Origin of the sequence: Streptomyces sp. NPDC015220 (assembly GCF_043079345.1) — a bacterium.
GTDB lineage: Bacteria > Actinomycetota > Actinomycetes > Streptomycetales > Streptomycetaceae > Streptomyces.
Genome location: NZ_JBIBUK010000019.1, coordinates 16731 through 41982, shown reverse-complemented (window position 1 = coordinate 41982; position 25252 = coordinate 16731). Strand labels below are relative to the sequence as shown.

The 25252-nt window shown below is 72.3% G+C and carries 23 protein-coding genes; 6 read left to right on the top strand and 17 right to left on the bottom strand.

Features of this window, described 5'->3' with window-relative positions; all coding sequences use genetic code 11:
• Positions 1-223: 223 nt before the first annotated feature.
• Positions 224-1246, top strand: a complete 1023-nt coding sequence (locus ACF061_RS29185) for a phosphatase PAP2 family protein (protein ID WP_392269976.1) — start codon at positions 224-226, stop codon at positions 1244-1246.
• 15 nt (positions 1247-1261) lie between these two features.
• On the opposite strand, the gene ACF061_RS29180 is transcribed toward ACF061_RS29185, so the two are convergent.
• The 3 genes from ACF061_RS29180 to ACF061_RS29170 form a co-directional block, all read right to left on the bottom strand.
• Entirely contained in the window at positions 1262-1477 is a 216-nt protein-coding gene (locus tag ACF061_RS29180) for an I78 family peptidase inhibitor (RefSeq protein WP_392269975.1), read from the bottom strand.
• 274 nt (positions 1478-1751) lie between these two features.
• Complete coding sequence (locus ACF061_RS29175; protein ID WP_392269974.1) at positions 1752-2825, bottom strand: helix-turn-helix transcriptional regulator; 1074 nt, start codon at positions 2823-2825, stop codon at positions 1752-1754.
• A gap of 135 nt (positions 2826-2960) precedes the next feature.
• The gene (locus tag ACF061_RS29170) at positions 2961-3668 is read right to left on the bottom strand and encodes a transglycosylase family protein (protein ID WP_392269973.1); all 708 of its coding nucleotides are present in this window, start codon (positions 3666-3668) and stop codon (positions 2961-2963) included.
• A 540-nt stretch (positions 3669-4208) separates the two neighbouring features.
• Here ACF061_RS29170 and ACF061_RS29165 point away from each other — a divergent pair.
• Complete coding sequence (locus ACF061_RS29165) at positions 4209-5027, top strand: hypothetical protein (protein WP_392269972.1); 819 nt, start codon at positions 4209-4211, stop codon at positions 5025-5027.
• A 37-nt stretch (positions 5028-5064) separates the two neighbouring features.
• Positions 5065-5439: a hypothetical protein gene (locus tag ACF061_RS29160; RefSeq protein WP_392269971.1), complete on the top strand. Its 375-nt coding sequence runs from the start codon at positions 5065-5067 to the stop codon at positions 5437-5439.
• A 150-nt stretch (positions 5440-5589) separates the two neighbouring features.
• Here ACF061_RS29160 and der read toward each other — a convergent pair whose 3' ends face one another.
• The 5 genes from der to aroH form a co-directional block, all read right to left on the bottom strand.
• Positions 5590-7074: a ribosome biogenesis GTPase Der gene (gene der / locus ACF061_RS29155; RefSeq protein WP_392269970.1), complete on the bottom strand. Its 1485-nt coding sequence runs from the start codon at positions 7072-7074 to the stop codon at positions 5590-5592.
• Between the two features lie 78 nt (positions 7075-7152).
• On the bottom strand, positions 7153-7860 hold the full coding sequence (locus ACF061_RS29150; protein ID WP_392269969.1) for a lysophospholipid acyltransferase family protein: 708 nt from the start codon (positions 7858-7860) through the stop codon (positions 7153-7155).
• Positions 7818-8513, bottom strand: coding sequence for a (d)CMP kinase (gene cmk / locus ACF061_RS29145; RefSeq protein ID WP_392269968.1), 696 nt, complete (start codon positions 8511-8513; stop codon positions 7818-7820). The genes ACF061_RS29150 and cmk overlap by 43 nt, the downstream gene beginning before the upstream one ends.
• Positions 8514-8658: 145 nt before the next feature.
• A complete protein-coding gene (locus tag ACF061_RS29140; RefSeq protein WP_392269967.1) occupies positions 8659-9744 on the bottom strand; it encodes a prephenate dehydrogenase in 1086 nt (361 codons plus the stop codon).
• A complete protein-coding gene (gene aroH / locus ACF061_RS29135; protein ID WP_392269966.1) occupies positions 9741-10103 on the bottom strand; it encodes a chorismate mutase in 363 nt (120 codons plus the stop codon). Before aroH ends, ACF061_RS29140 begins: the two co-directional genes overlap by 4 nt.
• A 246-nt stretch (positions 10104-10349) precedes the next feature.
• Between aroH and ACF061_RS29130 the strand changes: the two genes are divergently transcribed.
• On the top strand, positions 10350-10823 hold the full coding sequence (locus ACF061_RS29130; RefSeq protein ID WP_392269965.1) for a Rieske (2Fe-2S) protein: 474 nt from the start codon (positions 10350-10352) through the stop codon (positions 10821-10823).
• 115 nt (positions 10824-10938) lie between these two features.
• On the top strand, positions 10939-11676 hold the full coding sequence (locus ACF061_RS29125) for a DNA polymerase beta superfamily protein (RefSeq protein ID WP_392269964.1): 738 nt from the start codon (positions 10939-10941) through the stop codon (positions 11674-11676).
• Here the strand turns inward: ACF061_RS29125 and ACF061_RS29120 are convergent.
• The 9 genes from ACF061_RS29120 to ACF061_RS29080 form a co-directional block, all read right to left on the bottom strand.
• Positions 11673-12746, bottom strand: coding sequence for a pseudouridine synthase (locus ACF061_RS29120; protein ID WP_392269963.1), 1074 nt, complete (start codon positions 12744-12746; stop codon positions 11673-11675). The genes ACF061_RS29125 and ACF061_RS29120 overlap by 4 nt on opposite strands.
• The gene (gene scpB, locus ACF061_RS29115; RefSeq protein WP_392269962.1) at positions 12746-13432 is read right to left on the bottom strand and encodes an SMC-Scp complex subunit ScpB; all 687 of its coding nucleotides are present in this window, start codon (positions 13430-13432) and stop codon (positions 12746-12748) included. Before scpB ends, ACF061_RS29120 begins: the two co-directional genes overlap by 1 nt.
• Entirely contained in the window at positions 13429-14682 is a 1254-nt protein-coding gene (locus ACF061_RS29110; protein ID WP_392269961.1) for a segregation and condensation protein A, read from the bottom strand. The genes scpB and ACF061_RS29110 overlap by 4 nt, the downstream gene beginning before the upstream one ends.
• An 18-nt stretch (positions 14683-14700) precedes the next feature.
• Positions 14701-15288 carry a hypothetical protein gene (locus tag ACF061_RS29105; protein WP_392269960.1) on the bottom strand — a complete coding sequence of 196 codons (588 nt, stop codon included), beginning with the start codon at positions 15286-15288 and terminating at the stop codon, positions 14701-14703.
• A complete protein-coding gene (locus ACF061_RS29100) occupies positions 15273-16409 on the bottom strand; it encodes a ParA family protein (protein ID WP_392269959.1) in 1137 nt (378 codons plus the stop codon). Before ACF061_RS29100 ends, ACF061_RS29105 begins: the two co-directional genes overlap by 16 nt.
• 410 nt (positions 16410-16819) lie before the next feature.
• Positions 16820-17944, bottom strand: a complete 1125-nt coding sequence (gene ald, locus ACF061_RS29095) for an alanine dehydrogenase (protein WP_392269958.1) — start codon at positions 17942-17944, stop codon at positions 16820-16822.
• A 136-nt stretch (positions 17945-18080) separates the two neighbouring features.
• The gene (locus ACF061_RS29090) at positions 18081-20189 is read right to left on the bottom strand and encodes a tetratricopeptide repeat protein (protein WP_392269957.1); all 2109 of its coding nucleotides are present in this window, start codon (positions 20187-20189) and stop codon (positions 18081-18083) included.
• 301 nt (positions 20190-20490) lie between these two features.
• Complete coding sequence (locus ACF061_RS29085) at positions 20491-21117, bottom strand: NUDIX domain-containing protein (protein WP_392269956.1); 627 nt, start codon at positions 21115-21117, stop codon at positions 20491-20493.
• Positions 21118-21225: 108 nt separating this feature from the next.
• Positions 21226-22875: a CTP synthase gene (locus ACF061_RS29080; protein WP_392269955.1), complete on the bottom strand. Its 1650-nt coding sequence runs from the start codon at positions 22873-22875 to the stop codon at positions 21226-21228.
• A 530-nt stretch (positions 22876-23405) separates the two neighbouring features.
• On the opposite strand from ACF061_RS29080, the gene ACF061_RS29075 reads away from it, so the two are divergent.
• The gene (locus tag ACF061_RS29075; RefSeq protein ID WP_392270066.1) at positions 23406-25208 is read left to right on the top strand and encodes a glycoside hydrolase family 15 protein; all 1803 of its coding nucleotides are present in this window, start codon (positions 23406-23408) and stop codon (positions 25206-25208) included.
• Positions 25209-25252: the final 44 nt, after the last annotated feature.

Below are 25252 nucleotides of genomic sequence, written 5' to 3'. Positions count from 1 at the left end.
GCCGTGTACACACGGTTAATTCCATCCGAGCGCATGGTCAACGCATTCATAAGCATCAGATAAGAACCCGCCGAAATGATCAAAGGAATTGCAGGCCGGTGAGCGCGACTATTACGGAATCCGTGGAAATAAAGACCCGTTGAGAGCAATCCCACATCACATCGTCATCACAAACCACGTGATTCGTCCGGGAACTGAGCTCACTGACTGTAACGTCGATTAGGTGCGTACCGAAGGAACCCTCACCCGCCTGGACCGGGTGTTCGCCAGGCTGGACCGTGAGCCGCAACGGCCGGCGCACATCGACGTGCCACGGATGAGCCGGCACCGGGTCGTTCTGTTCTCCGCGATCCTGGCCTTCTACCTGGCGATCGTCTGGGCCGTGGTGACCACTTCCTGGCTGGTCCGCCTCGACTGGCAGGTCATGTTCTTCCGGCCGTACCAGCAGTGGCCGCAGATCCACGCGTTCCTCGACTACTACGTGGTGCTGGGCCAGCGCGGCCCCACCGCCGTGATGATCGCCGCCTGGCTGGGCTGGCGCTGCTGGCGGCAGCACACGCTGCGCCCGCTGCTGGTCCTCGCCGCCTCACTGCTGCTGCTGAACGTCACGGTCGGCGGCGCCAAGTACGGCATGGGCCGGCTCGGACCGCACTACGCCACCGTCATCGGCTCCAACGAGATGTGGCGGGGCGGCGATATATTTCCCAGCGGCCACACCGCCAACGCGGTGATGACCTGGGGCATCCTGGCCTATCTGGCCTCCACTCCCAGGGCCCGCCGCTGGCTGTCGGCGCTGTCCGCGGTGACCGCCCTCGGGGTCGGCCTCACCACCGTCTACCTGGGCACCCACTGGCTGAGCGACGTGCTCCTCGGCTGGGCCGCCGGGCTGCTGAACCTGCTGGCGCTGCCCTGGTTCGAGCCGCTGATCGCCCGGACCGAGACCAAGCTCTTCGACCTGCGCGACCGCTGGCGGGCCCGTCGCGGCCGCGGGGCGCCCAAGTCCGCCCCGCCCGTCGCCGTCGGCGCGCCCGCGCTGCTCAAGCCGCGCACCCCCGCGTCGGAGGAGGCGCCGGCGACCCGCGAGACGGTGGGCACCGGCCGCTCGGCCCGACCGCCGTCCTACCACTTCGCCCAGGGTCCGCACCCGGCGCGCGGCGAGCGCGCCCCGGTCGCTCCGGCCGGCAGCCGCCGGCCCGCGCACTCCGAGCGCGTCCCGCGCGGCACCACCTCCGCCGCCCGCCCCTGACCGGCGGACGGCGGCTCAGCCCTTCCAGGCACGGGCCACCCGGCCGCCCTCGACCTCGAAGTTCAACCGGCCGTACCGGTACTCCATGGTGACGACCGTGCCCGGCGCCAGTGACCGCACGGTGGACCAGCCCCGTGCACGCGCCAGCCGCTCGGCCTCCCCGGCCTCCAGGCCGACGTACCCCTCGGGGCTGTCCTGGGGCTCCGGGGGCGGGGTGGGAATGGGTGCCATACGGCCACGCTAGGGCCTGACCGGTGGCCGGGGAAGCCCACCAGGGCACCGGCGGTCACGGAAGCGCGGCCCCAGGCGTCCCTCCTGTCACATTTCAGTCACAGGATCACGACAACCGGATCAGGGCGAACTCCGCCCGCGCAGGCCGTGCTCCCGCCCCCCTCGCGCGGCCTTTCGAACGCAATTCCCACCGCTCTGCACGACCCCCGGAAAAGCCGGGCGGAAAGAGTCCGGAGAACCCTTCCGGGCTTCGTCGGCAGGCGGCTCGGGCAGGTCATTCACCGCCGTTCGCCGCCGATTCCGCACCGCCCGCAAAATCCGGAACGACACAGGAATCCCACCGTTTGGACACAGAATCCCCGCCGTGCTCCGCCCGGTCCGGTCCCCCGCGGGCCAGCGCGGCGTCGAGCCGGTCCCGGGCGGCCCTGATCGCCTCGGTCAGCTCGGCGGGCTCCAGCACTTCGAACGGCAGACCCGTCATCAGGACGTGGACGACCATCGTGTCGAGGTCCGCGGCGCCGGTGCGCAGGACGCACGACTTTGGCCCGTCGGCCTCCAGCGTCCCGGCCGAGGGGGAGATCCGCGCGACCGCCTCCGCCCGCGGCACCAGCAGCCGGACGACGGCGTGCGCGGCGTACGCACGTGTGGAGACCCCCTCGGACACATAGGCGGCGAGGTCGTCGGCGGGCGGGGTGCGCGGCGGGAACCGCGGACCGTGCGGCGGCCTGGGCGTGACCCGGTCCACCCGGAACGTCCGCCAGTCGTCGCGGTCGAGGTCCCAGGCGACCAGGTACCAGCGGTACTCGGTGCACACCAGCCGGTGCGGTTCGACGGTCCGGCGGCTCACCGCGCCGTCGTGACCGCGGTACTCGAAGCGCAACCGCTCGGCGTCCCGGCACAGGTGGGCCAGCTCGGTCAGGACGGCGGGGTCGACCGGGGACTGCCGCGGGCCGCGCAGCATCGGCACGGTGAACGCGGTGAGGGCGCCCACCCGGCGGCGCAGCCGGCCGGGCAGCACCTGTTCCAGCTTGGCCAGCGCCCGCACCGAGGTCTCGCCGATGCCCTCGATGCCCTGCCCGGCGGCCGTGCGCAGCCCCACGGCGACGGCGACCGCCTCCTCGTCGTCCAGGAGCAGCGGGGGCAGCTCGGCCCCCGCGCCCAGTTGGTAGCCGCCCCCGGTGCCGGGGCTGGCGTCGACCGGGTAGCCGAGTCCGCGCAGCCGGTCCACGTCCCGCCGCACCGTGCGCGGGGTGACGCCCAGTCGTTCGGCCAGTTCGGCCCCGGACCACTCGCGGTGGGCCTGGAGCAGTGAGAGCAGACGCAGCAGCCGCGCCGAGGTCTCCAGCATGGGGTGAGTCTGCCAGGCGTCGCGGACAGCCACTGTCCGCGAGGGGACCGCGCGATCGGGACGACGATCCCCGTCCGGCGACGCCGGACGGGGCCTCGTGCTCCGGGGACGGGAGCGGCTGGACGGAGCGGCGGATCAGAGCGCCAGGCGCTGGCCGGGCACGATCAGATCGGGGTCGGCGCCGATGACGGACCGGTTGGCGGCGTAGAGCCGGTGCCAGCCGGTCCCGTGCCGGGCGGCGATGGTGCTCAGCGTGTCGCCCGCGCGGACGGTGTACTCGCCGTGGGACGCGCCGCCCGTCCCGTGCGCCGGGGCCGCGTTCTGCGCGGCGCGCCGGGCCGACTCGTGCGCCGACTCGTAGGAGCCGCGGGTCTTGTGGGCCTTGTACGTCGACTCGGTCCCGGCCGCACCCGACCCACCGCCCGAGCCCGAGCCGGAACTCGCCGCCGGCGCACCGCCGGACGCGCCGGCCCGGGCGGAGCAGACGGGCCAGGCGCCCCACCCCTGGGCCTGCTGGACCCGGGTGGCGACGGCGATCTGCTGCGCCCTGGACGCCTGGTCGGCGGTGGGCGCGTAGTTCGTGCCGCCGTAGGCCCGCCAGGTACCGGCGGCGAACTGGAGTCCGCCGTAGTAGCCGTTGCCGGTGTTGATGTGCCAGTTGCCGCCGCTCTCGCACTGGGCGATGCGGTCCCACACCCCGCCGTCGGCCGCCTGGGCGCCGCCGGTCGCGGCCAGCAGGCCGAGCGGGGCGAGCAGGACCGCCCCGGCGAGGGACGCCGTGGTCCGCGCCCTACGGGCGCCTTCGTGCTTGGAGTCGGCGTAGGTATCGGCACATTCGGACATGTAGATCCCTCTCGAAGGACCCGGGGTGCCCCGAGGCGGGGCGCGCTTTCCGCGCGGGGACGCGGTCGGCGCGCTCGCCCCGTCCGCCGGGCGGGACCGTGCTGGGTGCTGCTGGGTGGTGCGGTCGGCGGACGTACCCGAGCGGTGCTCGCTGCACTCGGCGGAGGAATGTAGGGAGCATCTCGGGCCCGGATCAACCAATCGCCCGTCCGGGCAGGCCAGTTGCTGGTTACCGCAGGTATCAGCTTTTTTCGGCCACCCACTTCATTCGCTGATTTCGTGATTTGTCGACCACCGGGACGACCGCCATGTGACTCACTTCACTCCACCAAACCCCTCTACGCGAGGTCGAGTTGACGTTGAGTGACGGATTCCGCACCTGCCGTGACCACGGGCGCGGGATGGTTCGATCCCGTTCGCCGGAGTGCGTGACTCCCGCCACAGATCGCCCGTTGTCTTCTTCATGAGCCGGGGGCCCTCCCGGTTCATGGGCCGGGAGCCACCCGGTCCCGCCATGTACGCATCCCGAGGGAGCCACCCGTGCCGCGCATGCTCGACGTCAGCGACGCCGTACGCGCCGAGATCGGCGACGAAGAGGCCGACCGGCTGCTCGCCGGAGAGAACGCCCCGGGCAGTTACGACTGCACGTCCTGCCGCACCCCCGGCGACTCCGCGCAGGAGCGCACCAGCACCGTCCTGTTCGTCGGGGACGAGACCGCCGTCCTCGCCTTCGCCCACGCCACCTGCCTGCCCTCCCAGGTGGTCCAGGTCACCGAGGAGCAGCTGCGCGGCGCGGTCCGCTCCATCAACGCCGACGCGGGCGCCTCCGGCGGGGCACCCGCGCAGGCCGTGCCCGAGGGGGCCGCACCCGGGGAGGCGGCGCCGGAGCAGGCGGTGCTCGGGGTGACCAGCGGACTGGTCCTGGTCGCCGGGGAGTTGCACCCGGCGCTGGTGGTGGAGCCGACCGCGCCCATCGCGCGGCCGGGTTCGACCGGCTCCGGCGACGAGTTCCTGCAACTCCTCGTCGAGCAGGGCTATCTGCCGGTCGCCGACCTCGACTCCGTACCGCCCGTGCTGCACGGCTGGTCGGTGCTGCTCGCCATGGGGCAGCTGCACGCCGTCCTGCAGCCCGGCGCCGACGGAGGCCGCCCGGTGGCCTGGTGGCAGGCGCACCAGCCGCTCCAGGTCACCGACGGCTGGCGGGCGGCCGCCAACAAGCACCAGCAGGTGCTGCTGTTCGCCGCCCCGGTCGGGTCGATCGGCCGCCAGCCGCGCGAGGACCTGCTGCGCGACGCCCTGGACAGGGCGGCGGCCGGGGGGGTGCTGGTCGCGGCGACGCTGCCGCTGGCCGGGACCTGAGCCGCATCCCTTCCGGTCCGGGGTCGTTTGCAGATACGTGCACGCATATGACGTTCCCCGCCGCCAGCCCTACCCGCCGATCCGGTCAGCGCGGCCGGTCCAGGACACCCACGGCGGCCCATCGGCCACGCCGATCTACGACGCGCTCTACGCCGAGTACGTCAAGTCCTACCGCTCCCTGCCGGGTGACCGCAGCGGCGAGGAGGACCTGGGTTTCGTCGCGTTCGGGAACCTCTCGCACGGCGCGGGCTCGAACGCGTACGTGGCCTACGGCGGAGTGACCTACGGCGCCCGGCACGGCACCGGTCAGCAGCAGGCGCAGTGGCAGCGGGTCGGGACGCTGCGACGGCAGGAGACCGGGATGCACCACGTTCCGGCGGCGCTGCCGCCCGGCCCGCGCCGCGGCGACTGACCCGGTCGGCCCGTACCGCGTGCGGGCCCACCGGGTCACGGCCCCACTCACCGGCACCCGTCGGCCCACCCACCGGGTCACCGGGCCACCGGACTCGAACGCCGGAAAGGGCGGCCCCTGAGCCAGGGGCCGCCCTTTCCGGCGCTTGCGCTACTTCTTCCTCGTGCCGCGCTTCTCGCGCACCCGCACCGAGATGTGGATCGGCGTCCCCTCGAAGCCGAACTCCTCGCGCAGCCGGCGCTCGATGAAGCGGCGGTAACCCGCCTCGATGAAGCCGGAGGCGAACAGGACGAACCGCGGCGGCTTGGTGCCCGCCTGGGTGCCGAACAGGATGCGCGGCTGCTTACCGCCCCGGATCGGGTGCGGGTGGGCGGCGACCAGCTCGCCGAGGAAGGCGTTGAGACGGCCGGTCGGCACCCGGGTCTCCCAGCCGGCCAGCGCCGTCTCGATCGCCGGGACCAGCTTCTCCATGTGCCGTCCGGTGTACGCCGAGACGTTGACCCGCGGCGCCCACGCGATCTGCGCGAGGTCGGTCTCGATCTCCCGCTCCAGGTAGAAGCGGCGCTCCTCGTCGAGGGTGTCCCACTTGTTGTAGGCGACGACCAGGGCGCGGCCCGCCTCGACGGCCATGGTGATGATGCGCTGGTCCTGCACCGAGACCGACTCGGAGGCGTCGATCAGCACGACGGCCACCTCGGCCTTCTCCACGGCGGCGGCGGTGCGCAGCGAGGCATAGTAGTCGGCGCCCTGCTGGAGGTGGACCCGCTTGCGGATGCCGGCGGTGTCGACGAACTTCCAGGTCTTGCCGCCCAGGTCGATCAGTTCGTCGACCGGGTCGCGGGTGGTGCCGGCCAGTTCGTTGACGACGACGCGCTCCTCGCCGGCGACCTTGTTCAGCAGAGAGGACTTGCCGACGTTCGGACGGCCGATGAGGGCCACCCGGCGCGGGCCGCCGACACCGCCGCCGGCGAAGGACTCGCGCGGCGCCTCGGGCAGCGCCTCCAGGACGCGGTCCAGCATGTCGCCGGTGCCGCGGCCGTGCAGGGCCGAGACGGGGTGCGGCTCGCCGAGGCCGAGCGACCACAGATAGGCGGCGTCCGCCTCGCCGCTCGGGCCGTCGACCTTGTTGGCGCAGAGCACCACGGGCTTGCCGGCCTTGCGCAGCAGCCGTACGACCGCCTCGTCGGTGTCGGTGGCGCCGACCTTGGCGTCGACGACGAAGACGACCGCGTCGGCGGCCTCGATGGCGTACTCGGCCTGCGCGGCGACGGAGGCGTCGATGCCGAGGACGTCCTGCTCCCAGCCGCCGGTGTCGACGACCTTGAAGCGGCGGCCCGCCCACTCGGCCTCGTAGGTGACGCGGTCGCGGGTGACGCCCGGCTTGTCCTCGACGACCGCCTCGCGGCGGCCGATGATGCGGTTCACCAGAGTCGACTTGCCGACATTGGGGCGGCCGACGACGGCGAGAACGGGCAGCGGGCCGTGTCCGGCCTCCTCGATGGCGCCCTCGACGTCCTCGACGTCGAAGCCCTCTTCCGCGGCGAGCTCCATGAACTCCGCGTACTCGGCGTCGCCGAGAGCCCCGTGGTCGTACTCGTGCTCAGCCGAGCCGCCGGGCTGGATCTGGTCGTTCATGAAGTCCGTACCTCGTAGTTCATCGTGGTGGTCGGTGGAGGACCGCTCGGACGCGGTGATCCACTACTCAAGTGTTGCTCAGCGCCCCGTCAGGCGCCTGGCGTTTTCCAGGTGGTCGGTGAGGTGTTCCCGGATGCGCCCGGTGGCCTCGTCCAGCACCTTCCGGGTGCGCCGTCCGCCACCGTCGCCCGCCTCGAACGGGTCGCCGAAGACGACGTCCACCCGGGAGCGCAGCGGGGGCAGCCCCTTTATCAACCGGCCGCTCCGCCCGGAACTTCCCAGCACCGCCACCGGGACGATGGGCGCCCCGCTGCGGACCGCGAAGTAGGCGAGTCCGGCGCGCAGCGCGGCGAAGTCGCCCTCGCCCCGGGTGCCCTCGGGGAAGATCCCGAGGACCCCGCCGCCGTCCAGGACGCCGAGGGCGCGGGTGATCGCCGTACGGTCGGTGGTGCGCCGGTCGACCTCCACCTGCCCGATGCCGGTCAGGAAGGAACCCAGCGGGCCGACGAACGCCTCCTTCTTGATCAGGAAGTGCACCGGCCGGGGCGCCACGCCCATGACCATCGGGCCGTCGATGTTGTGCGAGTGGTTGACGGCGAGGATCAGCGGGCCGTTCACGGGCACCCGCCAGGCGCCCAGCACGCGCGGGCGCCACAGCCCGTACATCAGGCCGACGCCGATCCGGCGGCCGACGTCGGCGCCGCGCTCCGACGGAAGATCCGCCGCACGCTCCGACCCGACGCTCACTTCCCGGCCCGCTTCTCCTCGACGAGGGTGACGACACACTCGATGACCTGGGCCAGAGTGAGATCGGTGGTGTCCACCTCGACCGCGTCGCCGGCCTTGGCCAGCGGGGAGGTCTTGCGGCTGGAGTCGGCGGCGTCCCGCTTGATCAGGGCCTCGCGGGTGGCGTTGACGTCGGCGCCCTTGAGCTCGCCGCTGCGGCGGGCGGCGCGTGCCTCGGCGGAGGCGGTGAGGAAGATCTTCAGGTCGGCGTCGGGCAGCACGGTGGTGCCGATGTCGCGGCCCTCGACGACGATGCCGGCCGCGGCGGAGACGGCCAGCGAGCGCTGCAGCTCGGTGATCCGGGTCCGCACCTCCGGTACCGCGCTGACCGCGCTGACCTTGGAGGTGACCTCCTGGGTGCGGATCGGGCCGGCCACGTCCACGCCGTCGACGGTGATCGTCGGGTGGGCCGGGTCGGTGCCGGAGACGATCTCGGGCTTGCCCGCCACCGCGGCGACGGCGGACGGGTCGTCCAGGTCGATGCCGTTGGTCACCATCCACCAGGTGATCGCCCGGTACTGGGCGCCGGTGTCCAGGTAGCTCAGGCCGAGCTGCGCGGCGACGGCCTTCGACGTGCTCGACTTGCCCGTGCCGGAGGGGCCGTCGATGGCGACAATCACGGGCTGGGCGGTCCGGGCGGCGCCGTTTTCCACAGCGGGGCACCTTCCTGGTGAAGGGTGGTGGGTGGGTGTGCGGGACGTCGGGTCCTGTCGTCGCTTCGCCCTGGTTCACCCGAAGGGCGGGTACGACGGGACCTGCGGCGCCCCGCACAAGGTTACTGGCTTCCCGGCGGCCCTCTTACTGGCGGATGGCCCAGCCCCGCTCCCGCAGGGCGGCCGTGAGCACCGGTGCCGCCTTCGGCTCGACCATCAGCTGGACCAGACCGGCCTGCTGCCCGGTCGCGTGCTCGATGCGGACGTCCTCCACGTTGATCCCGGCCATCCCCGCGTCGGCGAAGATCCGGGCCAGCTGGCCGGGCTGGTCGTCGATGAGAACGGCCACGACCTCGTACGCCCGCGGCGCGGAGCCGTGCTTGCCGGGCACCCGGACCTGGCCGGCGTTGCCCCGCCGCAGCATGTCCTCGATGCCGGCGCCGCCCTCGCGGCGCTCGGACTCGTCGGCGGACTGCAGCGCGCGCAGGGCGCGGACCGCCTCGTCGAGGTCGGCGGCGACGTCGGAGAGCAGGTCGGCGACCGGCCCGGGGTTCGCGGAGAGGATGTCGATCCACATCCTCGGGTCGGAGGCGGCGATCCGGGTCACGTCCCGGATGCCCTGCCCGCACAGCCGTACGGCCGACTCCTCGGCGTGCTCCAGGCGCGCGGCGACCATGCTGGAGACCAGGTGGGGCATGTGGGAGACCAGGGCGACGGCGCGGTCGTGGGCCTCTGCGTCCATGACGACCGGCACCGCCCTGCAGTGCGAGACCAGCTCCAGCGCGAGGTTCAGGACCTCGGTGTCGGTGTCGCGGGTCGGGGTGAGCACCCAGGGGCGGCCCTCGAAGAGGTCGGCGGTCGCGGCCAGCGGGCCCGACCTCTCCCGCCCCGACATGGGGTGGGTGCCGATGTAGCCGGACAGGTCCAGGCCCAGCGACTGCAGCTCGCGGCGCGGGCCGCCCTTGACGCTGGCCACGTCCAGATAGCCGCGGGCCACGCCCCGGCGCATGGCGTCGGCGAGCACACCGGCCACGTGGGCCGGCGGGGCGGCCACGATCGCGAGGTCGACGGGGGTGTCGGGGGCGCCCTCCGTGCCGGCTCCGAGCGCCGCGGCCGTGCGGGCCTGCTGCGGGTCGTGGTCGGTCAGGTGCACGGTCACACCGCGCCGGACGAGGGCCAGCGCGGCGGAGGTGCCGATGAGTCCGGTGCCGATGACGAGGGCGCTTCTCACTGGGCGATGTCCTTGCGCAGGGCGGCGGCGGCGCCGAGGTAGACATGGGCGATCTCGGCGCGCGGCCGGTCGGACTCGATGTGCGCGAGCACGCGGACCACACGCGGCATGGCGCCCTCGATGTCCAGTTCCTGGGCGCAGATCAGCGGCACGTCGACGATGCCGAGCCTGCGGGCCGCGGCCGCCGGGAAGTCGCAGTGCAGGTCGGGGGTGGCCGTGAACCAGATGCTGATCAGGTCCTCGGCGGTCAGGCCGTTCCGCTCCAGGACGGCGGTGAGCAGGCTCTCGACCTGCTCGCTCATGTGACCGGCCTCGTCCCGCTCCAGCTGGACGGCCCCCCGGACCGCTCGTACCGCCACGGCACCGCTCCTCGAATGACATGTGTATCGGCTCGGGCGTCCAGCCTAGTCAGACCGGGAGCCACCGGTGCGCGGCGCCCGCCCGCTGAGACAGGAGAGCACAGGGAGGAGAGGGGCACGAAGGGAAGCGAATGACCCATTGGCGGCATTCACTGCCGATTTGCTTCGTCCTGGGTGTTTTCGATGGGAAGATGCTTCCGCTCCACTCGGAGCGACTTCCCTCCCGGCACCCCTCGGAGCGACGGCATGACTCAGGGCTCGACCCGGCGCACGGTTCTCGCGACGGGCGCCGCGGCGCTCGCCGCCGGTTGCGGCGACTCCAACTCCGGCGGCAGCGCCTCCTCCTCACCGTCTCCCGCCGTCTCGGCTCCCGACTCCGCCCCTCCCGCGGCCCCAGCCACCCAGCAGCCCGCGCCGCAGGGCGCCGCCAAGGGCAAGGTGCTGACGAGCACCAGCGACATCCCGGTCGGCGGCGGCAAGGTCTTCGCGGAGCACAAGGTCGTCGTCACCCAGCCGAAGAAGGGCGAGTTCAAGGCCTTCTCGGCGATCTGCACGCACCAGGGCTGCGCCGTGGACAGGGTCGCCGGCGGCACCATCGACTGCCCCTGCCACGGCAGCACGTTCCATGTGACCGACGGCTCGGTGGCCAGTGGCCCGGCGACCCGTCCGCTGTCGCCGCAGCAGATCGAGGTGGAGGGAAATTCGGTCCGCCTGGTGTGAGGATCCGCGTACGCTCCCGGACATGCAGTCCGAGGGCCCAGAACCACGACAGGCGACGTCCGCCCGGTCGCGACGGCACGGCTCCCCCGAGCTCTTCGAGCAGGGGACACCCCCAGTGAGCACGCACCGGACGCCGCTCCTCGACGGGCGAACATCGCCTGCCGCGGCACTGGTGCGCGACCACACGATCTACGCCTGCGTCATGGGCTCGCGCGCCTTCGGGCTGGCGACGGACGACAGCGACACGGACCGCAGGGGCGTCTTCGTCGCCCCGACCCCTCTCTTCTGGCGCTTCGAGAAACCGCCGACGCACGTGGACGGGCCGGGGCCCGAGCAGTTCAGCTGGGAGCTGGAGCGCTTCTGCGAGCTGGCGCTGCGCGCCAACCCCAACATCCTGGAGTGCCTGCACTCGCCACTGGTGGAGTACGCCGACGGCACGGGCCGCGAGCTGCTGGCACTGCGCGAGGCGTTCCTGTCCCGCCGGGTGTACGAAACCTTCACCGGCTACGCCCTCGGCCAGCGCCGGAAGCTCGACGCCGACCTGCGCACGCACGGCGCCCCGCGCTGGAAGCACGCCATGCACCTGCTGCGCCTGCTGGCCGGCGCCCGTGACCTGCTGCGCACCGGCCGGCTCGCCCTCGACGTGGGCGAGGACCGCGAGCGCCTGCTGGCGGTGAAGCACGGCGAGGTCCCCTGGCCCCTGGTCGAGTCCTGGATGAACCGTCTGGCGGCCCAGACCGAGGAGGCCGCCCGGCACACCCCGCTGCCCGCCGAACCCGACCGGCGGCGCGTGGCGGACTTCCTGTACCGCGTCCGCCACGCCTCGGCCTGCCGGGCGGCCCCGCCCTGCTAGAGGTCGACCTCCTGCATCAGCATGCCGACCTCGGTGTTGGACAGGCGGCGCAGCCAGCCGGACTTCTGGTCGCCCAGGGTGATCGGGCCGAAGGCGGTGCGGACCAGCTTGTCGACGGGGAACCCGGCCTCGGCGAGCATGCGCCGGACGATGTGCTTGCGGCCCTCGTGCAGGGTGACCTCGACGAGGTAGTTCTTGCCGGTCTGCTCTACCACCCGGAAGTGGTCCGCGCGCGCGTAGCCGTCCTCCAGCTGGATGCCGTCCTTCAGACGCTTGCCCAGGTCCCGGGGGATCGGTCCGACGATGTGCGCGAGGTAGGTCTTCCGCACGCCGTACTTGGGGTGGGTGAGGCGGTGCGCGAGCTCGCCGTGGTTGGTGAGCAGGATGACGCCCTCGGTCTCGGTGTCCAGCCGGCCCACGTGGAACAGACGGGTCTCACGGTTGGTGACGTAGTCGCCGAGGCACTGGCGGCCCTCCGGGTCCTCCATCGTGGAGACGACACCGGCGGGCTTGTTCAGCGAGAAGAACTGGTACGACTGCGTGGCCACGGTCAGGCCGTCGACCTTGACCTCGTCCTTCTCCGGGTCGACCCGGCGCCCCTGCTCCAGGACGATCTCGCCGTTGACCTCGACCCTGGCCTGCTCGATCAGCTCCTCGCAGGCGCGCCGCGAACCGTATCCGGCGCGGGCGAGCACCTTCTGCAGCCGCTCGCCCTCCTGCTCGGCGCCCGGGAAGGTCTTGGGGAGCTTGACGTCCTTCTTGCCGGCGTACCGCTCGCGGTTGCGCTCCTCGGCCCGTGCCTCGTACTCGCGGGAGCGCGCGGGAGCCGTACGGCCCCTCCCGCCGCCCTGCTGGGGCTGCTTGGGGCCGCCCTTGGCACCGCCGCGGGCCGCACCGCCGCGGCCCGACTTCGGGCCGTCCTTCGTGGCGCCGGGGCCCACGTCGTAGCGGCGCTCCTCGGGGCGGGGCCTGCGGGGGCGGCCCTGCCCCTGCTTGTCGTCCCTGTCGTTGCCGGCGCCGCGGTAGTCGCCGCGCCCGCCGTGTCCGCCGTTCCTGCCGCTGCTTCGCATCAAAGTTCCGTCTGGTCGTCTGCGTCGTCGATGCCCCGAGTGGTCGTCGGGGCGCCCGGTCCGTCATCGGGTGCGTCCGGGTCGAACGACAGAACCCCTTCCTGGGTCTCGGCCTCGATCGCCTCCGCCTCCGGGAGGAAGGGCGCGAGCTCCGGGAGCTCGTCCAGACCGCGCAGGCCCATCCGCTCCAGGAAGTAGTTCGTCGTCGTGTACAGGATCGCACCTGTTTCGGGTTCCGTGCCCGCCTCCTGGACCAGTCCGCGCTGGAGCAGGGTGCGCATCACGCCGTCGCAGTTGACTCCGCGTACGGCGGAGACCCGGCTGCGGCTGACCGGCTGGCGGTAGGCGACCACGGCCAGGGTCTCCAGCGCGGCCTGGGTGAGCCGGGCCTGCTGGCCGTCCAGCACGAAGTCCTCGACGGCCGCGGCGTACTCGGGCCGGGTGTAGAAGCGCCAGCCTCCGGCGATCAGCCGCAGCTCGAAGCCGCGTCTCTGCACCGTGTACTCGTCGGCCAGCTCGCGCAGCGCGTCCGCGACCTGCCGCCGGGGCCGCTGGAGCGTCTTCGCCAGCCGCTCCTCGGTCACGGGTTCGTCCACGACCATGAGGACGGCCTCCAGGGCGGGCTTGAGGTCGAGGTCGGCGACGGCGCGCAGCCCGGCCGGAACCTCCGTGGTCTCCTCGCTCACGGTTTCCTCTCCTCCTCGGGCTCCTCGGGCTCCTCGGGCGGCCGGTCGAACTCGTCGGTCACCTGCGGCGTCGTGTCGCCGTCGCCCCCGGTCCACCGAACGACCAGCTCGCCGAGGGCCGTCTCCTGCTCCAGGGCGACCGCCTTCTCCCGGTACAGCTCCAGCAGCGCCAGGAAGCGGGCCACGACGGTCAGGGTGTCGTCCGTGTCCTCGACCAGTGTGCGGAACGCGGCCTCGCCCAGCTCGCGCAGCCGGGCGACCACGATCGCGGCCTGTTCCTGCACGCTGACCAGCGGCGCGTGGATGTGGTCGACGTACACCTGCGGCTTGGGCCTGGGCTGCATCGCCCGGACCGCGAGTCTCGCGAAGCGCTCCGGGCCGATGCCGAGGACGACCTCGGGCAGCAGTTCGGCGTGGTGGGGTTCGAGACCGACGGTACGCGGATGGCGCCGGGCCTCCGCGTCCAGCCGCCGGTCGAAGATGTCGGCGATCCGCTTGTAGGCGCGGTACTGCAACAGCCTCGCGAACAACAGGTCCCGGGCCTCCAGCAGGGCCAGATCGGCCTCGTCCTCCACCTCGGCGGCGGGCAGCAGCCTCGCCGCCTTGAGGTCGAGCAGGGTCGCCGCCACGACCAGGAACTCGGTCGTCTCGTCGAGGTCCCAGTCCGGCCCCATCGCCCGGATGTGCGCCATGAACTCGTCGGTCACCTTGGACAGCGCGACCTCGGTGACGTCCAGCTTGTGCTTGGCGATCAACTGGAGGAGGAGATCGAAGGGCCCCTCGAAGTTCGAGAGGCGGACCTTGAACACGCCTTCGCCCTCGCCGGGACCGGACTCGTCCCCGGGATCCGGTGCGGGTGCCGGTCGCGGCTCCGGTGCGGGTACTGGCTGCCGCATGTGCGCAGGCCCCGGCTCCGGGTCGTGTTCGGCCGCCGGTGACGGCTCTGACACCCGCTCGGGGTCGGCCGCCGGCGACGGCTCGGACGCCCGGCCCGGCCCGGGGGCCGGCTCCGGCGGCTCGTCGGGGGCCGCTTGGGTGCCTGACTCCGGCCCGCGCGGGGCGGCCGGCGGCTCGGGGACGGCCGGCCGTTCCGGGCGCTGCCCGGCCGGCTCCGCGGGATTCACGGGCGTCGCGGGCTCCACGAGCCCCGCGGGCGTCTGGGCGGCGGCTGCCGGAGCGCACGCACCCGGTCCCCTGCCCAGCGCGCGTCTGCGGCCGGGGCCGGCAGGGGGAACGTCGTTCGAGGTCATGACCTCCGCAGGCTACCGCTACCGACCGCGCAGCCGGCGTACGAGGATGCTGGCGTCCCCGCGGGTCTCCAGATCCGCGAGGACGACCGCCACCGCCTCACGGACGATGCGCCCGCGGTCGACGGCCAGTCCGTGCTCGCCGCGCAGCACGAGGCGCGCGTGCTCCAGGTCCATCAGCTCCTCGGCGGAGACATAGACCGTGATCTTCTCGTCGTGCCGTTCCCGCCCGCTCGGCCGCCTGGCCGCTGCCCGCCCGCGCTTGCGCGGCTGCGGCTGGGCCGGGCCGGGGACGGCGCCTTCCTGGGTTCCCGGACGCCGCCCGGGGCGTTCCGCGGCGGGGTCCGCCGCGGACCGGCTGCGGGACTCGCCCGCTCCGGCCGGCTCCGCGTCCGCCGCGACGTGTTCCGCGCCCTCGCCGTCGCCGCCCTGCGCGGGCACCGACTGCGGGGTGTCCTCCGCAGCGGACGCCGGGTCGCTCTCCCCCGCGGGGGCGGGCACCCGGGCCTCGCCGCCGGCCTGGCGCCGGGGAGTGGACGCCTGGAGCGCCGTCCCCCCTGTCGTACGGAACAGTTCGTCGGCCCCCGGCAGACTCACTCGGCGTGACACCGGGCGAGCACCTCCCTGGCGAGCTGGCGGTAGGCGGCGGCGCCGACGGAGTTGGAGGCGTAGGTGGTGATGGGCTCTCCGGCGACCGTGGTCTCCGGGAAGCGGACGGTGCGCCCGATGACCGTGTGGTACACGTGGTCGTCGAACGCCTCGACGACGCGCGCGAGCACCTCACGGCTGTGCACGGTGCGCGAGTCGTACATCGTGGCGAGGATCCCGTCGAGCTCCAGGTCCGGGTTGAGGCGTTCCTGGACCTTCTCGATGGTCTCGGTCAGGAGCGCCACACCGCGCAGGGCGAAGAACTCGCACTCGAGCGGCACGATCACCTTGTGCGCGGCCGTGAGGGCGTTGACGGTGAGCAGGCCGAGCGAGGGCTGGCAGTCGATGACGATGTAGTCGTAGTCGTCCAGCAGCGGCTTGAGCGCACGCTGCAGCGTGGACTCGCGCGCCACCTCGGAGACCAGCTGCACCTCGGCGGCCGACAGGTCGATGTTGCTGGGCAGCAGGTCCATGTTGGGGACCGCGGTCTTCAGCAGGACCTCGTCCGCGGACATGCCCCGCTCCATGAGCAGGTTGTAGACGGTGAGGTCGAGCTCCATCGGGTTGACGCCGAGACCCACCGACAGCGCGCCCTGCGGGTCGAAGTCCACGAGCAGCACACGGCGGCCGTACTCCGCGAGCGCGGCGCCCAGGTTGATGGTCGACGTCGTCTTGCCGACGCCGCCCTTCTGGTTGCACATCGCGATGATCTTCGCGGGGCCGTGGTCGGTCAGCGGACCCGGGATCGGGAAGTACGGCAGCGGGCGTCCGGTCGGGCCGACGCGCTCACGGCGCTGGCGGGCCGCGTCGGGCGCGAGCGTGGCCGCGTACTCCGGGTCGGGCTCGTACTCGGCGTCGGGATCGTAGAAGTGCCCCTCGGGCAGTTCGTCGTAGTCGGCGAAGTGGTTGTGGGGCGCGCCACTTCCGTCGCCGGCCATGGCGTTCACGTGATGGCCATCCATGCTCTGGTGTCCTGGCTGGGTCACCCCTGGGAACCGGTGACCCTGGTGGGCTGCGAAGGTGCGCACAGCGACGGAGCCGACAGCCTCGAGCCCCGTGGAGCCCTGGCCCGTCGCAGGCATACCTGGTTGACCACCCCCGGGAGTAAATGTCGACTCATTCACAAGTCGTCTTACCTCCTTGGTGACCAGGAAACTTCTAGACAGGTCAGCGTGGCACCATGCCGACGATTGGCGACTCTATGGCGTGTCGGGCGTCCGCAGCAACACAATCCGCCGGACCCGGCCCGATGTGTCGGCAATGGAACATCCCCCTGTCAAGGGCGTACAACCGTCGCACAGCAGGTTTCACCGGTGCGTGAATCGGTCGAATCGTTGCGTTCGAGGCGAGTTGGCCGAGTGCGGCGAAGTGACCATACACACACCCGGCCGGACCTTGTCGGGCAAGGTCCGGCCGGGCGTGTGGGGTTGACGACATCTGTTGACGTATCGCCTTTCCCCGGATGGCGACTTGGCGACGACGCGGCCGTCCGTCAGCCGAGCAGGGTCTCCAGCTCGACGTGCTCCAGACCGTGTGCCTCGGCGACCTCCTTGTAAACCACCTTGCCGTCGTGGGTGTTGAGGCCCTTGGCGAGCGCGGCGTCACGGCGCAGCGCCTCGACCCAGCCGTTGTTGGCGAGCGAGACGATGTACGGCAGCGTGGCGTTGGTGAGCGCGTAGGTGGAGGTGTTGGGCACCGCGCCGGGCATGTTGGCGACGCAGTAGAACACCGACTCGTGGACCTTGAAGGTCGGCTCGGCGTGCGTGGTCGGGTGGGAGTCCTCGAAGCAGCCACCCTGGTCGATCGCGATGTCGACAAGGACACTTCCGGACTTCATCCGGGAGACCAGCTCGTTGGTGACCAGCTTGGGGGCCTTGGCGCCCGGGATGAGGACGGCACCCACGACGAGGTCGGCGTCGACGCAGGCCTTCTCCAGCTCGAAGGCGTTGGAGACGACGGTCTGGATCTTCGTGCCGAAGATCTTGTCCGCCTCCTTGAGCTTGTTGATGTCCTTGTCGAGCAGGGTCACGTGGAAGCCGAGGCCGATGGCGATCTGCGCGGCGTTCCAGCCGGAGACGCCGCCGCCGATGATGACGGCCTTGCCGGCCGGCACGCCCGGGACGCCGCCCGGCAGCACGCCGCGACCGCCGGCCGCGCGCATCATGTGGTAGGCGCCGACCTGCGGGGCCAGCCGGCCGGCGACCTCGGACATCGGGGCGAGCAGCGGCAGCGCGCGGTTCGGCAGCTCGACGGTCTCGTAGGCGATGGCCGTGGTGCCGGACTCCAGCAGGGCGTCGGTGCACTCCTTGGACGCGGCCAGGTGCAGGTAGGTGAAGAGGATCTGGTCCTTGCGGAGGCGGTGGTACTCCTCGGCGACGGGCTCCTTGACCTTCAGCAGCAGGTCGGCGGCGGCCCAGACCTCGTCGGCCGTCTCCAGGATCTGGGCGCCGGCCGAGATGTACTCGGCGTCCGGGATCGAGGAGCCCACGCCGGCGTTCCGCTCGACGACGACCTGGTGGCCGTTGCGCACCAGCTCGTGCACGCCGGCGGGGGTGATGGCCACCCGGAACTCGTTGTTCTTGACCTCGCGGGGGATGCCGACCTTCACGTCGATCACGGTCCTTGGCTCAGGGAATGTGGGGGCAATACAAGACGTACCCCGGCACGCACGGGCATACCAGGAGACACCGCAGGAGAACGAGCGGCAGAGCCAGTTTAATGAAGGTGTTCGCGCTGTCTAGCCTTTCATTGCATCAATCTTCACTGGATGCGCTGCGGATTTCGCAGGCGTTAGCTCCATGTTCCCGTGGTGTGCCGCCCCGGCCGCCCTCCCCGGCCCCGGCGGCGGCGGGGCCGGGCGGCCGGATCTCGTCCCCGAGCATGCGTTCGGCCGCCCCGCGGTGCAGGCCCGCCGCGGCCGGGTCGCCGAGGCGCTCCAGGGTGTCGGCGAGCCGGAGTTGCAGCGCCGCCTGCAACCGTGCGTCCGCCGCGCGCCGGGCCAGTTCGACGGCCTCCTGGCAGGTGCGCAGGCACTCCGCGGGCCGTCCGGCGTACTCCTGGACGCGCGCCAGTTCGCTCAACGCCCTTGCCTGGGCGGCGACATCGCCCGCCTTGCGGTGCGCGGCGACGGCGGCCCGCCAGTTGCGCAGCGCCTCGCCGTAGCGGCCCGCGTAGGCGTGCGCGGTGGCGATCCGGCCGTACAGCCGGGCGGCGTCCTCGCGTTCGCCGCGCGCCAGGCGCTGGGCCAGGGCCCGGCCGAACCAGTCGGCCGCCCTGTCGTAGTCGCCCAGCTCCTGGTGGGCGCCGCCTACGGATTCCATCGCGCGGCCGGTGGCGTACGGGTCGTTCGCCGCGCGTCCGGCGTCCAGCGCGGCCCGGTAACGGGCCAGCGCGTCGGCCGTCCGGCCGGTGCGGGCGTCGAGGTCGGCGAGGTTCAGCAGGGCGGCGGCCTGTTCCCGGGGCAGGTGCCGGCGCCGGGCCACGTCGAGGACCAGGCGGTGGATGCCGTACAGGTCGCCGGCGGCGGCCTGGGTGCCGAAGTGGGCGACCATGGCCCGCACCAGCTGGGACATCAGACGGCGGGCCAGGGTGTCCAGCTCCCCGTCGGCCACCGCGAGCCGGGCGGCGGCGAGCAGGGCCTCGCGGCGCTCCAGCAGCCACTCCTCGGCGGCCCGCGGGGTGGGGAAGCGCAGGCCGGGCGGCAGTCCCTTGAGCCGCTCGCGGGTCTCGGGGCTGTCGGTCTCGGTGATCACGCGGCAGGACTGCAGCAGCCGTACGGTCCGCTCCAGCATCCGGGCCCGGGCCAGTTGCAGCTCGGCGGGGCGGTCCTGGCGTTCGGCGAGCGCCAGCAGCCGCGGCTGCAGACAGCCGGGGACCTCGTAGCGCGGCAGCGCCGAGGGCACGGTCCGCAGCAGGCCGAGGGCGGTGAAGTCGTCGAGCAGGTCCCGGGCGCTCTCCAGCGAGCAGCCGGCGAGCGCGGAGGCGGTCTGCGGGTCCACGTCGCCGGCCGGGGCGAGGGCGAGCAGGCGCAGCATGCGGGCGGCGGAGCCGGGCAGGGAGTCGTGGACGAGCCGGAGGACGCGCTCGAGCGCGGCGCCCTCGGCGGGATCGGCGTGCAGCTGCTTGGCGAGGTCGGAGACGGTCGCCTTGGGGCGGGCGGCGAGCCACCCGCCGGCCAGGACGAGGGCGGCGGGGTGTCCCTGGCAGACCTCCGCCAGGTGCTCGGCGGCGCGCGGGTCGACGGTGATGCGCACCGGGTCGATGCGCTGGGCCAGCAGCTCCACCCCGGACTTGGTGTCGAGACCGCCGAGGGTGCAGGGGCGTACGTCGGCGATGCCGGTGAGCGGCCCCCGGGAGACGGCGACGAGCAGGCAGTCGGCGTTGTCCGGCAGCAGCGGGTCGACCTGCTCGGCGTCGGCCGCGTCGTCGAGCAGGAGCAGCACGCGACGGTCGGCGAGCGCGTCGCGCAGGGCCTCGGTCAGGTCCTCCTCGGCCGCGCCGGGCGGGGTGGGCAGGCCGAGGGCGGTGAGCAGGCCGGCGGCCGCGCGTCCGACCGGCACGGGGGTGCCGTCGGGCTCGGCGAGCCGGGCGCGCAGCACACCGTCCGGGTAACGCTCCGCGACCTGCCGTACCAGCTCCTCGGCGAGCGCGGTGCGGCCGCAGCCGGGGCGGCCGGCGATGAGGAGCACGCGCGCGCGGGGGGCCTTGCGGCCGGAGATGGTGTCGAGGCCGGCCCGCTCGATGTCGGCGCGCAGCTCCTTCAACTCCCGTGTGCGGCCCAGGAAGCGGCTGTTCGTGGCCGCCGGTGACCGGTGGTCTCCCGACAGGTCCGCGCCACCTGCGTCCACCGCCTGATCCGTCACGGGCCACACTCCCGTCCCACCGCACGCGCAAGCCCGCCGGGTCTCCGGTGCGGGCGTTGACAGAGCCTAGTTGACGCTCTGCGACGTTCCCGGCGGAGCGGGGCGGACACATCGCTCGATCGGATCAAGCGATGGTCACACCGGACATGGACGGCCAGGCCCGGAACGCGCGGGGCGTCCGGCCGGAGGTCACCGGGACGGCCGGGCCCGGAACGCGCGGGGCGTCCGGCCGGAGGTCACCGGGACGGCCGGGCCCGGAACGCGCGGGGCGTCCGCGTGGAGGGTGCCGGGACGGCCGGGCTCAGGACTCGAAGGGGCGCGCCGGCCACGGCGCCTGGGCCGGCCGCAGGGCGTCCAGCCCGTCGCCCTGGCGGGCGGCCACCAGCGAGAGCACGCCCACCACCAGGCAGTTGTTGTGCAGCTCGCCCGCGAGCACGCCGCGCACCAGATCGCCGACCGGCACCCGCGCCAGCTCCATGTCGGTCTCCTCGTGCTCGGCCGCGAAGCGCTCGCCCTTCGCCTCGGACAGGCCACGGGCGAGGAAGATCCGGACCGCCTCGTCGCAGCCGCCCGGGGTGGTGTACACGTCGGTGAGCACCCGCCAGTCCTCGGCCTCGACGTGCGCCTCCTCGTACAGCTCGCGCCGGGCGGCGTGCAGCGGGTTCTCGCCGGGCACGTCGAGCAGGCCGGCCGGAATCTCCCACAGCCGCTCGCGCACGGGGTGGCGGTACTGGCGGATGACCAGGACCCGGTCCTCGTCGTCCAGGGCGAGGACCGCCACGGAACCGGGGTGGACCTGGTAGTCGCGACGGACCACGGACCCGTCGGGCATGACCACGTCGTCGGTGCGGACCGAGGTCTTCTTCCCGGTGAAGGGGGTCTCGGTGCCCCGGATCTCCCACTCCTCCGGGGTGTCCTTGATCGTCATGCCCTGTCCTTCCCACACGTACTGCCGCGTACTGCCGCGTGCCCGCGACACGGAACCGGGGTGCCCGCCCTTCGGACGCGCACCCCGGCAACCGTACAACCGTGTGTGTTACTGGGAGATCTTCCGCTCGACCGAGGCCTTCACCAGACCCGCGAACAGCGGGTGCGGGCGGGTCGGCCGCGAGCGCAGCTCGGGGTGCGCCTGGGTGGCGACCAGGTACGGGTGGACGTCGCGCGGGTACTCGACGTACTCGACGAGCTTGCCGTCCGGGGAGGTGCCGGAGAAGAGGATGCCCGCCTTCTTCTCGAGCTCGGCGCGGTAGGCGTTGTTCACCTCGTAGCGGTGGCGGTGCCGCTCCTCGACGTACTCCTTGCCGTCGTACACCTCGCGCACGATCGAGCCCTCGGCCAGCTTGGCCGGGTACATGCCGAGCCGCATGGTGCCGCCCATGTCGCCCTCACCGGCGACGATGTCGAGCTGCTCGGCCATGGTGGAGATCACCGGGTGGGCGGTGGCCGGGTCGAACTCGGTGGAGTTGGCGTCGGAGATGTCGGCGAGGTTGCGCGCGGCCTCGATCACGATGCACTGCAGGCCCAGGCAGAGACCGAGCAGCGGGATCCTGTTCTCGCGGGCGTAGCGGATCGCGCCGACCTTGCCGAGCACACCGCGGTCGCCGAAACCGCCCGGGATGCAGATGCCGTCGACGTCGCCGAGCTGTGCCTTGGCGCCGGCCGGGGTCTTGCAGTCGTCGGAGGTGACCCACTTGATCTTCACCCTGGCCTTGTTGGCGAAGCCGCCGGCGCGCAGCGCCTCGGTCACCGACAGGTAGGCGTCCGGCAGGTCGATGTACTTGCCGACCAGGGCGAGGGTGATCTCGTGCTCGGGGTTGTGGACGCGGTCGAGCAGGTCGTCCCAGGTCGTCCAGTCCACGTCCCGGAAGGGCAGGTCGAGCTTGCGCACGACGTAGGCGTCCAGGCCCTCGGAGTGCACGACCTTCGGGATGTCGTAGATGGAGCGGGCGTCGGGGCAGGCCACGACGGCGGCCTCGTCGACGTCGCACATCAGGGAGATCTTCCGCTTGATCGCGGTGGGCACCTCGCGGTCGCAGCGCAGCACGATCGCGTCCGGCTGGATGCCGATGTTGCGCAGCGCGGCCACCGAGTGCTGGGTCGGCTTGGTCTTCAGCTCGCCGGAGGGGCCGATGTAGGGCAGCAGCGAGATGTGGACGACGAAGACGTTGTCCCGGCCGACCTCGTGGCGGACCTGGCGGACGGTCTCCAGGAACGGCAGCGACTCGATGTCGCCGACGGTGCCGCCGACCTCGGTGATGACGACGTCCACCTCGTCGGTGGCCATCCGGCGGATGCGGTGCTTGATCTCGTTGGTGATGTGCGGGATGACCTGGACGGTGTCGCCCAGGTACTCGCCGCGCCGCTCCTTGGCGATCACCGTGGAGTAGACCTGGCCCGTGGTGACGTTGGCGGACCCGTCCAGGTCACGGTCGAGGAAGCGCTCGTAGTGACCGATGTCCAGGTCGGTCTCGGCGCCGTCGTTGGTGACGAACACCTCACCGTGCTGGAAGGGGTTCATCGTGCCCGGGTCGACGTTCAGGTACGGGTCGAGCTTCTGCATCACGACCCTGAGGCCCCGGGCCTTGAGCAGCATGCCCAGGCTGGAGGCGGTGAGGCCCTTGCCGAGCGAGGAGGCGACACCCCCGGTGACGAAGATGTGCTTGGTCGTCGTAGATTTCGGCGGCATGGCCAAGAGGGGGCTCCCGTGGTCGCGGATTGTTCGTGCGGTACGGCTGTCCGGCCCGGGGAACCCGGGTTTTCCGGCTGGGGTGCCGTCGCTGCGGTTCGGGGGTTACGAGCCCACCGGTCCACGGGCTACCAGGGTATCAGCGCCGGACGGGGATGGCTTCCGGCCACGCTCCGCGCTCACGCCGACACGGACGCGTACCGGTCAAGGTTTCCTCACCCGGCACTCACCCGTTCGGCACAGGCGGGTTGTCCGGAGCGGCACGCGGATCATCCTGGTGCGTCGTATCCTGCTCGGACACTCGCTGCCGAGCGCGACCGGCAACACGGCACCACCCCCGCCCGTACACACCGGAACAACAAGAGCTCGTCAGTTCGTTGAGCAATGGTTTGAGCAAGGATCGTCGTCTAGCCACAGGGCCGGCCGGCGGTCTGCCGCACCGCTCGACGACGCACTACAAGACCCCCTGACCTCACTAAGCGAAAACCCCCTTCTTGCGGGGTGACGTGGCCGTTCGACTGGAGTTGCACGTGGCCGGGCGCATCGAAGACTACGCACTCATCGGAGACATGCAGACCGCTGCCCTGGTCTGCCGGGACGGGACAGTCGACTGGCTGTGCCTGCCCCGCTTCGACTCGCACGCCATCTTCGCCGGTCTGCTGGGCACCGAGGAGCACGGCTTCTGGCGGCTCGGCCCCGCGTACCCGGCCGGCTCGGAGCCGCCCGCGGCCACCCGGCGCAGCTACCGCGGCGACTCGCTGATCCTGGAATCGGAGTGGGACACCCCGCGCGGCACGGTCCGCGTGACCGATTTCATGCCCCCGCGCGACGGCGCCCCGCAGCTCATCCGCATCGTCGAGGGCGTCACCGGCCGGGTCCCGATGCGCTCGGCGCTGCGCATGCGCTTCTCCTACGGCCGGGTCGTGCCGTGGGTGCACCGGCACGAGTCGCGGACCGTGGCGGTCGCGGGCCCGGACTCGGTGTGGTTCGACACGACGGCGGAGACCTACGGAAAGTCGCTGACCACTTACGCGGACTTCACCGTCGCCCCCGGTGAGCGGATCGCCTTCACCATCTCCTGGCAGCCCTCGCACAAGGAGCCGCCGCCGCTGCCGGAGCCGGAGCAGTCGCTGGAGGCGACGGAGGAGTTCTGGCGCGAGTGGGTGGGGCACTGTACGTACCACGGTCCGTACCGCGAGGCCGTGGTCCGCTCCCTGATCACGCTGAAGGCCCTGACCTACGCCCCCACCGGCGGCATCGTCGCGGCCCCGACCACCTCCCTGCCGGAGGACATCGGCGGGGTGCGCAACTGGGACTACCGCTACACCTGGCTGCGCGACGCGGCGATCACCCTGTCCTCGCTGCTGCGCACCGGCTACCGCGAGGAGGCGCGCGCCTGGCGCGAGTGGCTGCTGCGGGCCGTCGCCGGCGACCCGGACAACCTTCAGATCATGTACGGCATCGCCGGCGAGCGCGAGCTCGGGGAGGCGGAGCTGGACTGGCTGCCGGGCTACGAGAACTCCGCGCCGGTCCGGGTGGGCAACGGCGCCGCGCACCAGCTCCAGCTGGACGTCTACGGCGAGGTCACCGAGGCGCTGCACCTGGCCCACATGACGGGCCTGGCCCGCAACGACTACGCCTCCCTGCTCCAGCTGAAGCTGATCCGCTACCTGGAGAAGCACTGGCAGGAGCCGGACGAGGGCATCTGGGAGGTGCGCGGGCCGCGCCGCCACTTCGTGCACTCCAAGGTCATGGCGTGGGTCGCGGTGGACCGCACGATCAAGCTGATGGAGTCCGGCGACGTCGACGGCCCGCTGGAGCGCTGGAAGGACCTGCGCGAGGAGATCCACCGGGACGTGTGCGAGAAGGGTTACGACGAGGAGCGCAACACCTTCACGCAGTCCTACGGCTCGAAAGAGCTGGACGCGTCCCTGCTCCTCATCCCGCAGATGGGCTTCCTGCCGCCGGACGACAAGCGCGTCATCGGCACCATCGAGGCGATCCAGCGCGAGCTGTCCACGCCGGACGGCTTCATCCTGCGCTATCCCACCGACGGCGAACACGCGGGCGTCGACGGCCTCCCCGGCGACGAGGGCGCCTTCCTGGCCTGCTCGTTCTGGATGGCCGACGACCTGGCCATGATCGGCCGCGTCGACGAGGCGCGGAAGCTCTTCGAGAAGCTGCTGTCCCTGCGCAACGACCTGGGGCTGCTGGCCGAGGAATGGGACCCGAGGCTGCAACGCCAGGTGGGCAACTTCCCCCAGGCCTTCAGCCACGTGCCGCTGATCGACACGGCCCTGCGCCTGACGGCGAGCGGGGCGTACGGAGGCTGAGCCCGGCCGCCGGGCGGCGAGCGGGGGCCGCACTCCGGTCACCC

Bases quoted from the DNA above. Each gene is read 5' to 3' on its own strand.
- ACF061_RS29180 (WP_392269975.1), bottom strand. From the start codon at position 1,477: ATGGCACCCATTCCCACCCCGCCCCCGGAGCCCCAGGACAGCCCCGAG.
- ACF061_RS29175 (WP_392269974.1), bottom strand. From the start codon at position 2,825: ATGCTGGAGACCTCGGCGCGGCTGCTGCGTCTGCTCTCACTGCTCCAG.
- ACF061_RS29170 (WP_392269973.1), bottom strand. From the start codon at position 3,668: ATGTCCGAATGTGCCGATACCTACGCCGACTCCAAGCACGAAGGCGCC.
- der (WP_392269970.1), bottom strand. From the start codon at position 7,074: ATGAACGACCAGATCCAGCCCGGCGGCTCGGCTGAGCACGAGTACGAC.
- ACF061_RS29130 (WP_392269965.1), top strand. From the start codon at position 10,350: ATGACTCAGGGCTCGACCCGGCGCACGGTTCTCGCGACGGGCGCCGCG.
- ACF061_RS29120 (WP_392269963.1), bottom strand. From the start codon at position 12,746: ATGCGAAGCAGCGGCAGGAACGGCGGACACGGCGGGCGCGGCGACTAC.
- ACF061_RS29110 (WP_392269961.1), bottom strand. From the start codon at position 14,682: ATGACCTCGAACGACGTTCCCCCTGCCGGCCCCGGCCGCAGACGCGCG.
- ACF061_RS29100 (WP_392269959.1), bottom strand. From the start codon at position 16,409: ATGCCTGCGACGGGCCAGGGCTCCACGGGGCTCGAGGCTGTCGGCTCC.
- ACF061_RS29085 (WP_392269956.1), bottom strand. From the start codon at position 21,117: ATGACGATCAAGGACACCCCGGAGGAGTGGGAGATCCGGGGCACCGAG.
- ACF061_RS29080 (WP_392269955.1), bottom strand. From the start codon at position 22,875: ATGCCGCCGAAATCTACGACGACCAAGCACATCTTCGTCACCGGGGGT.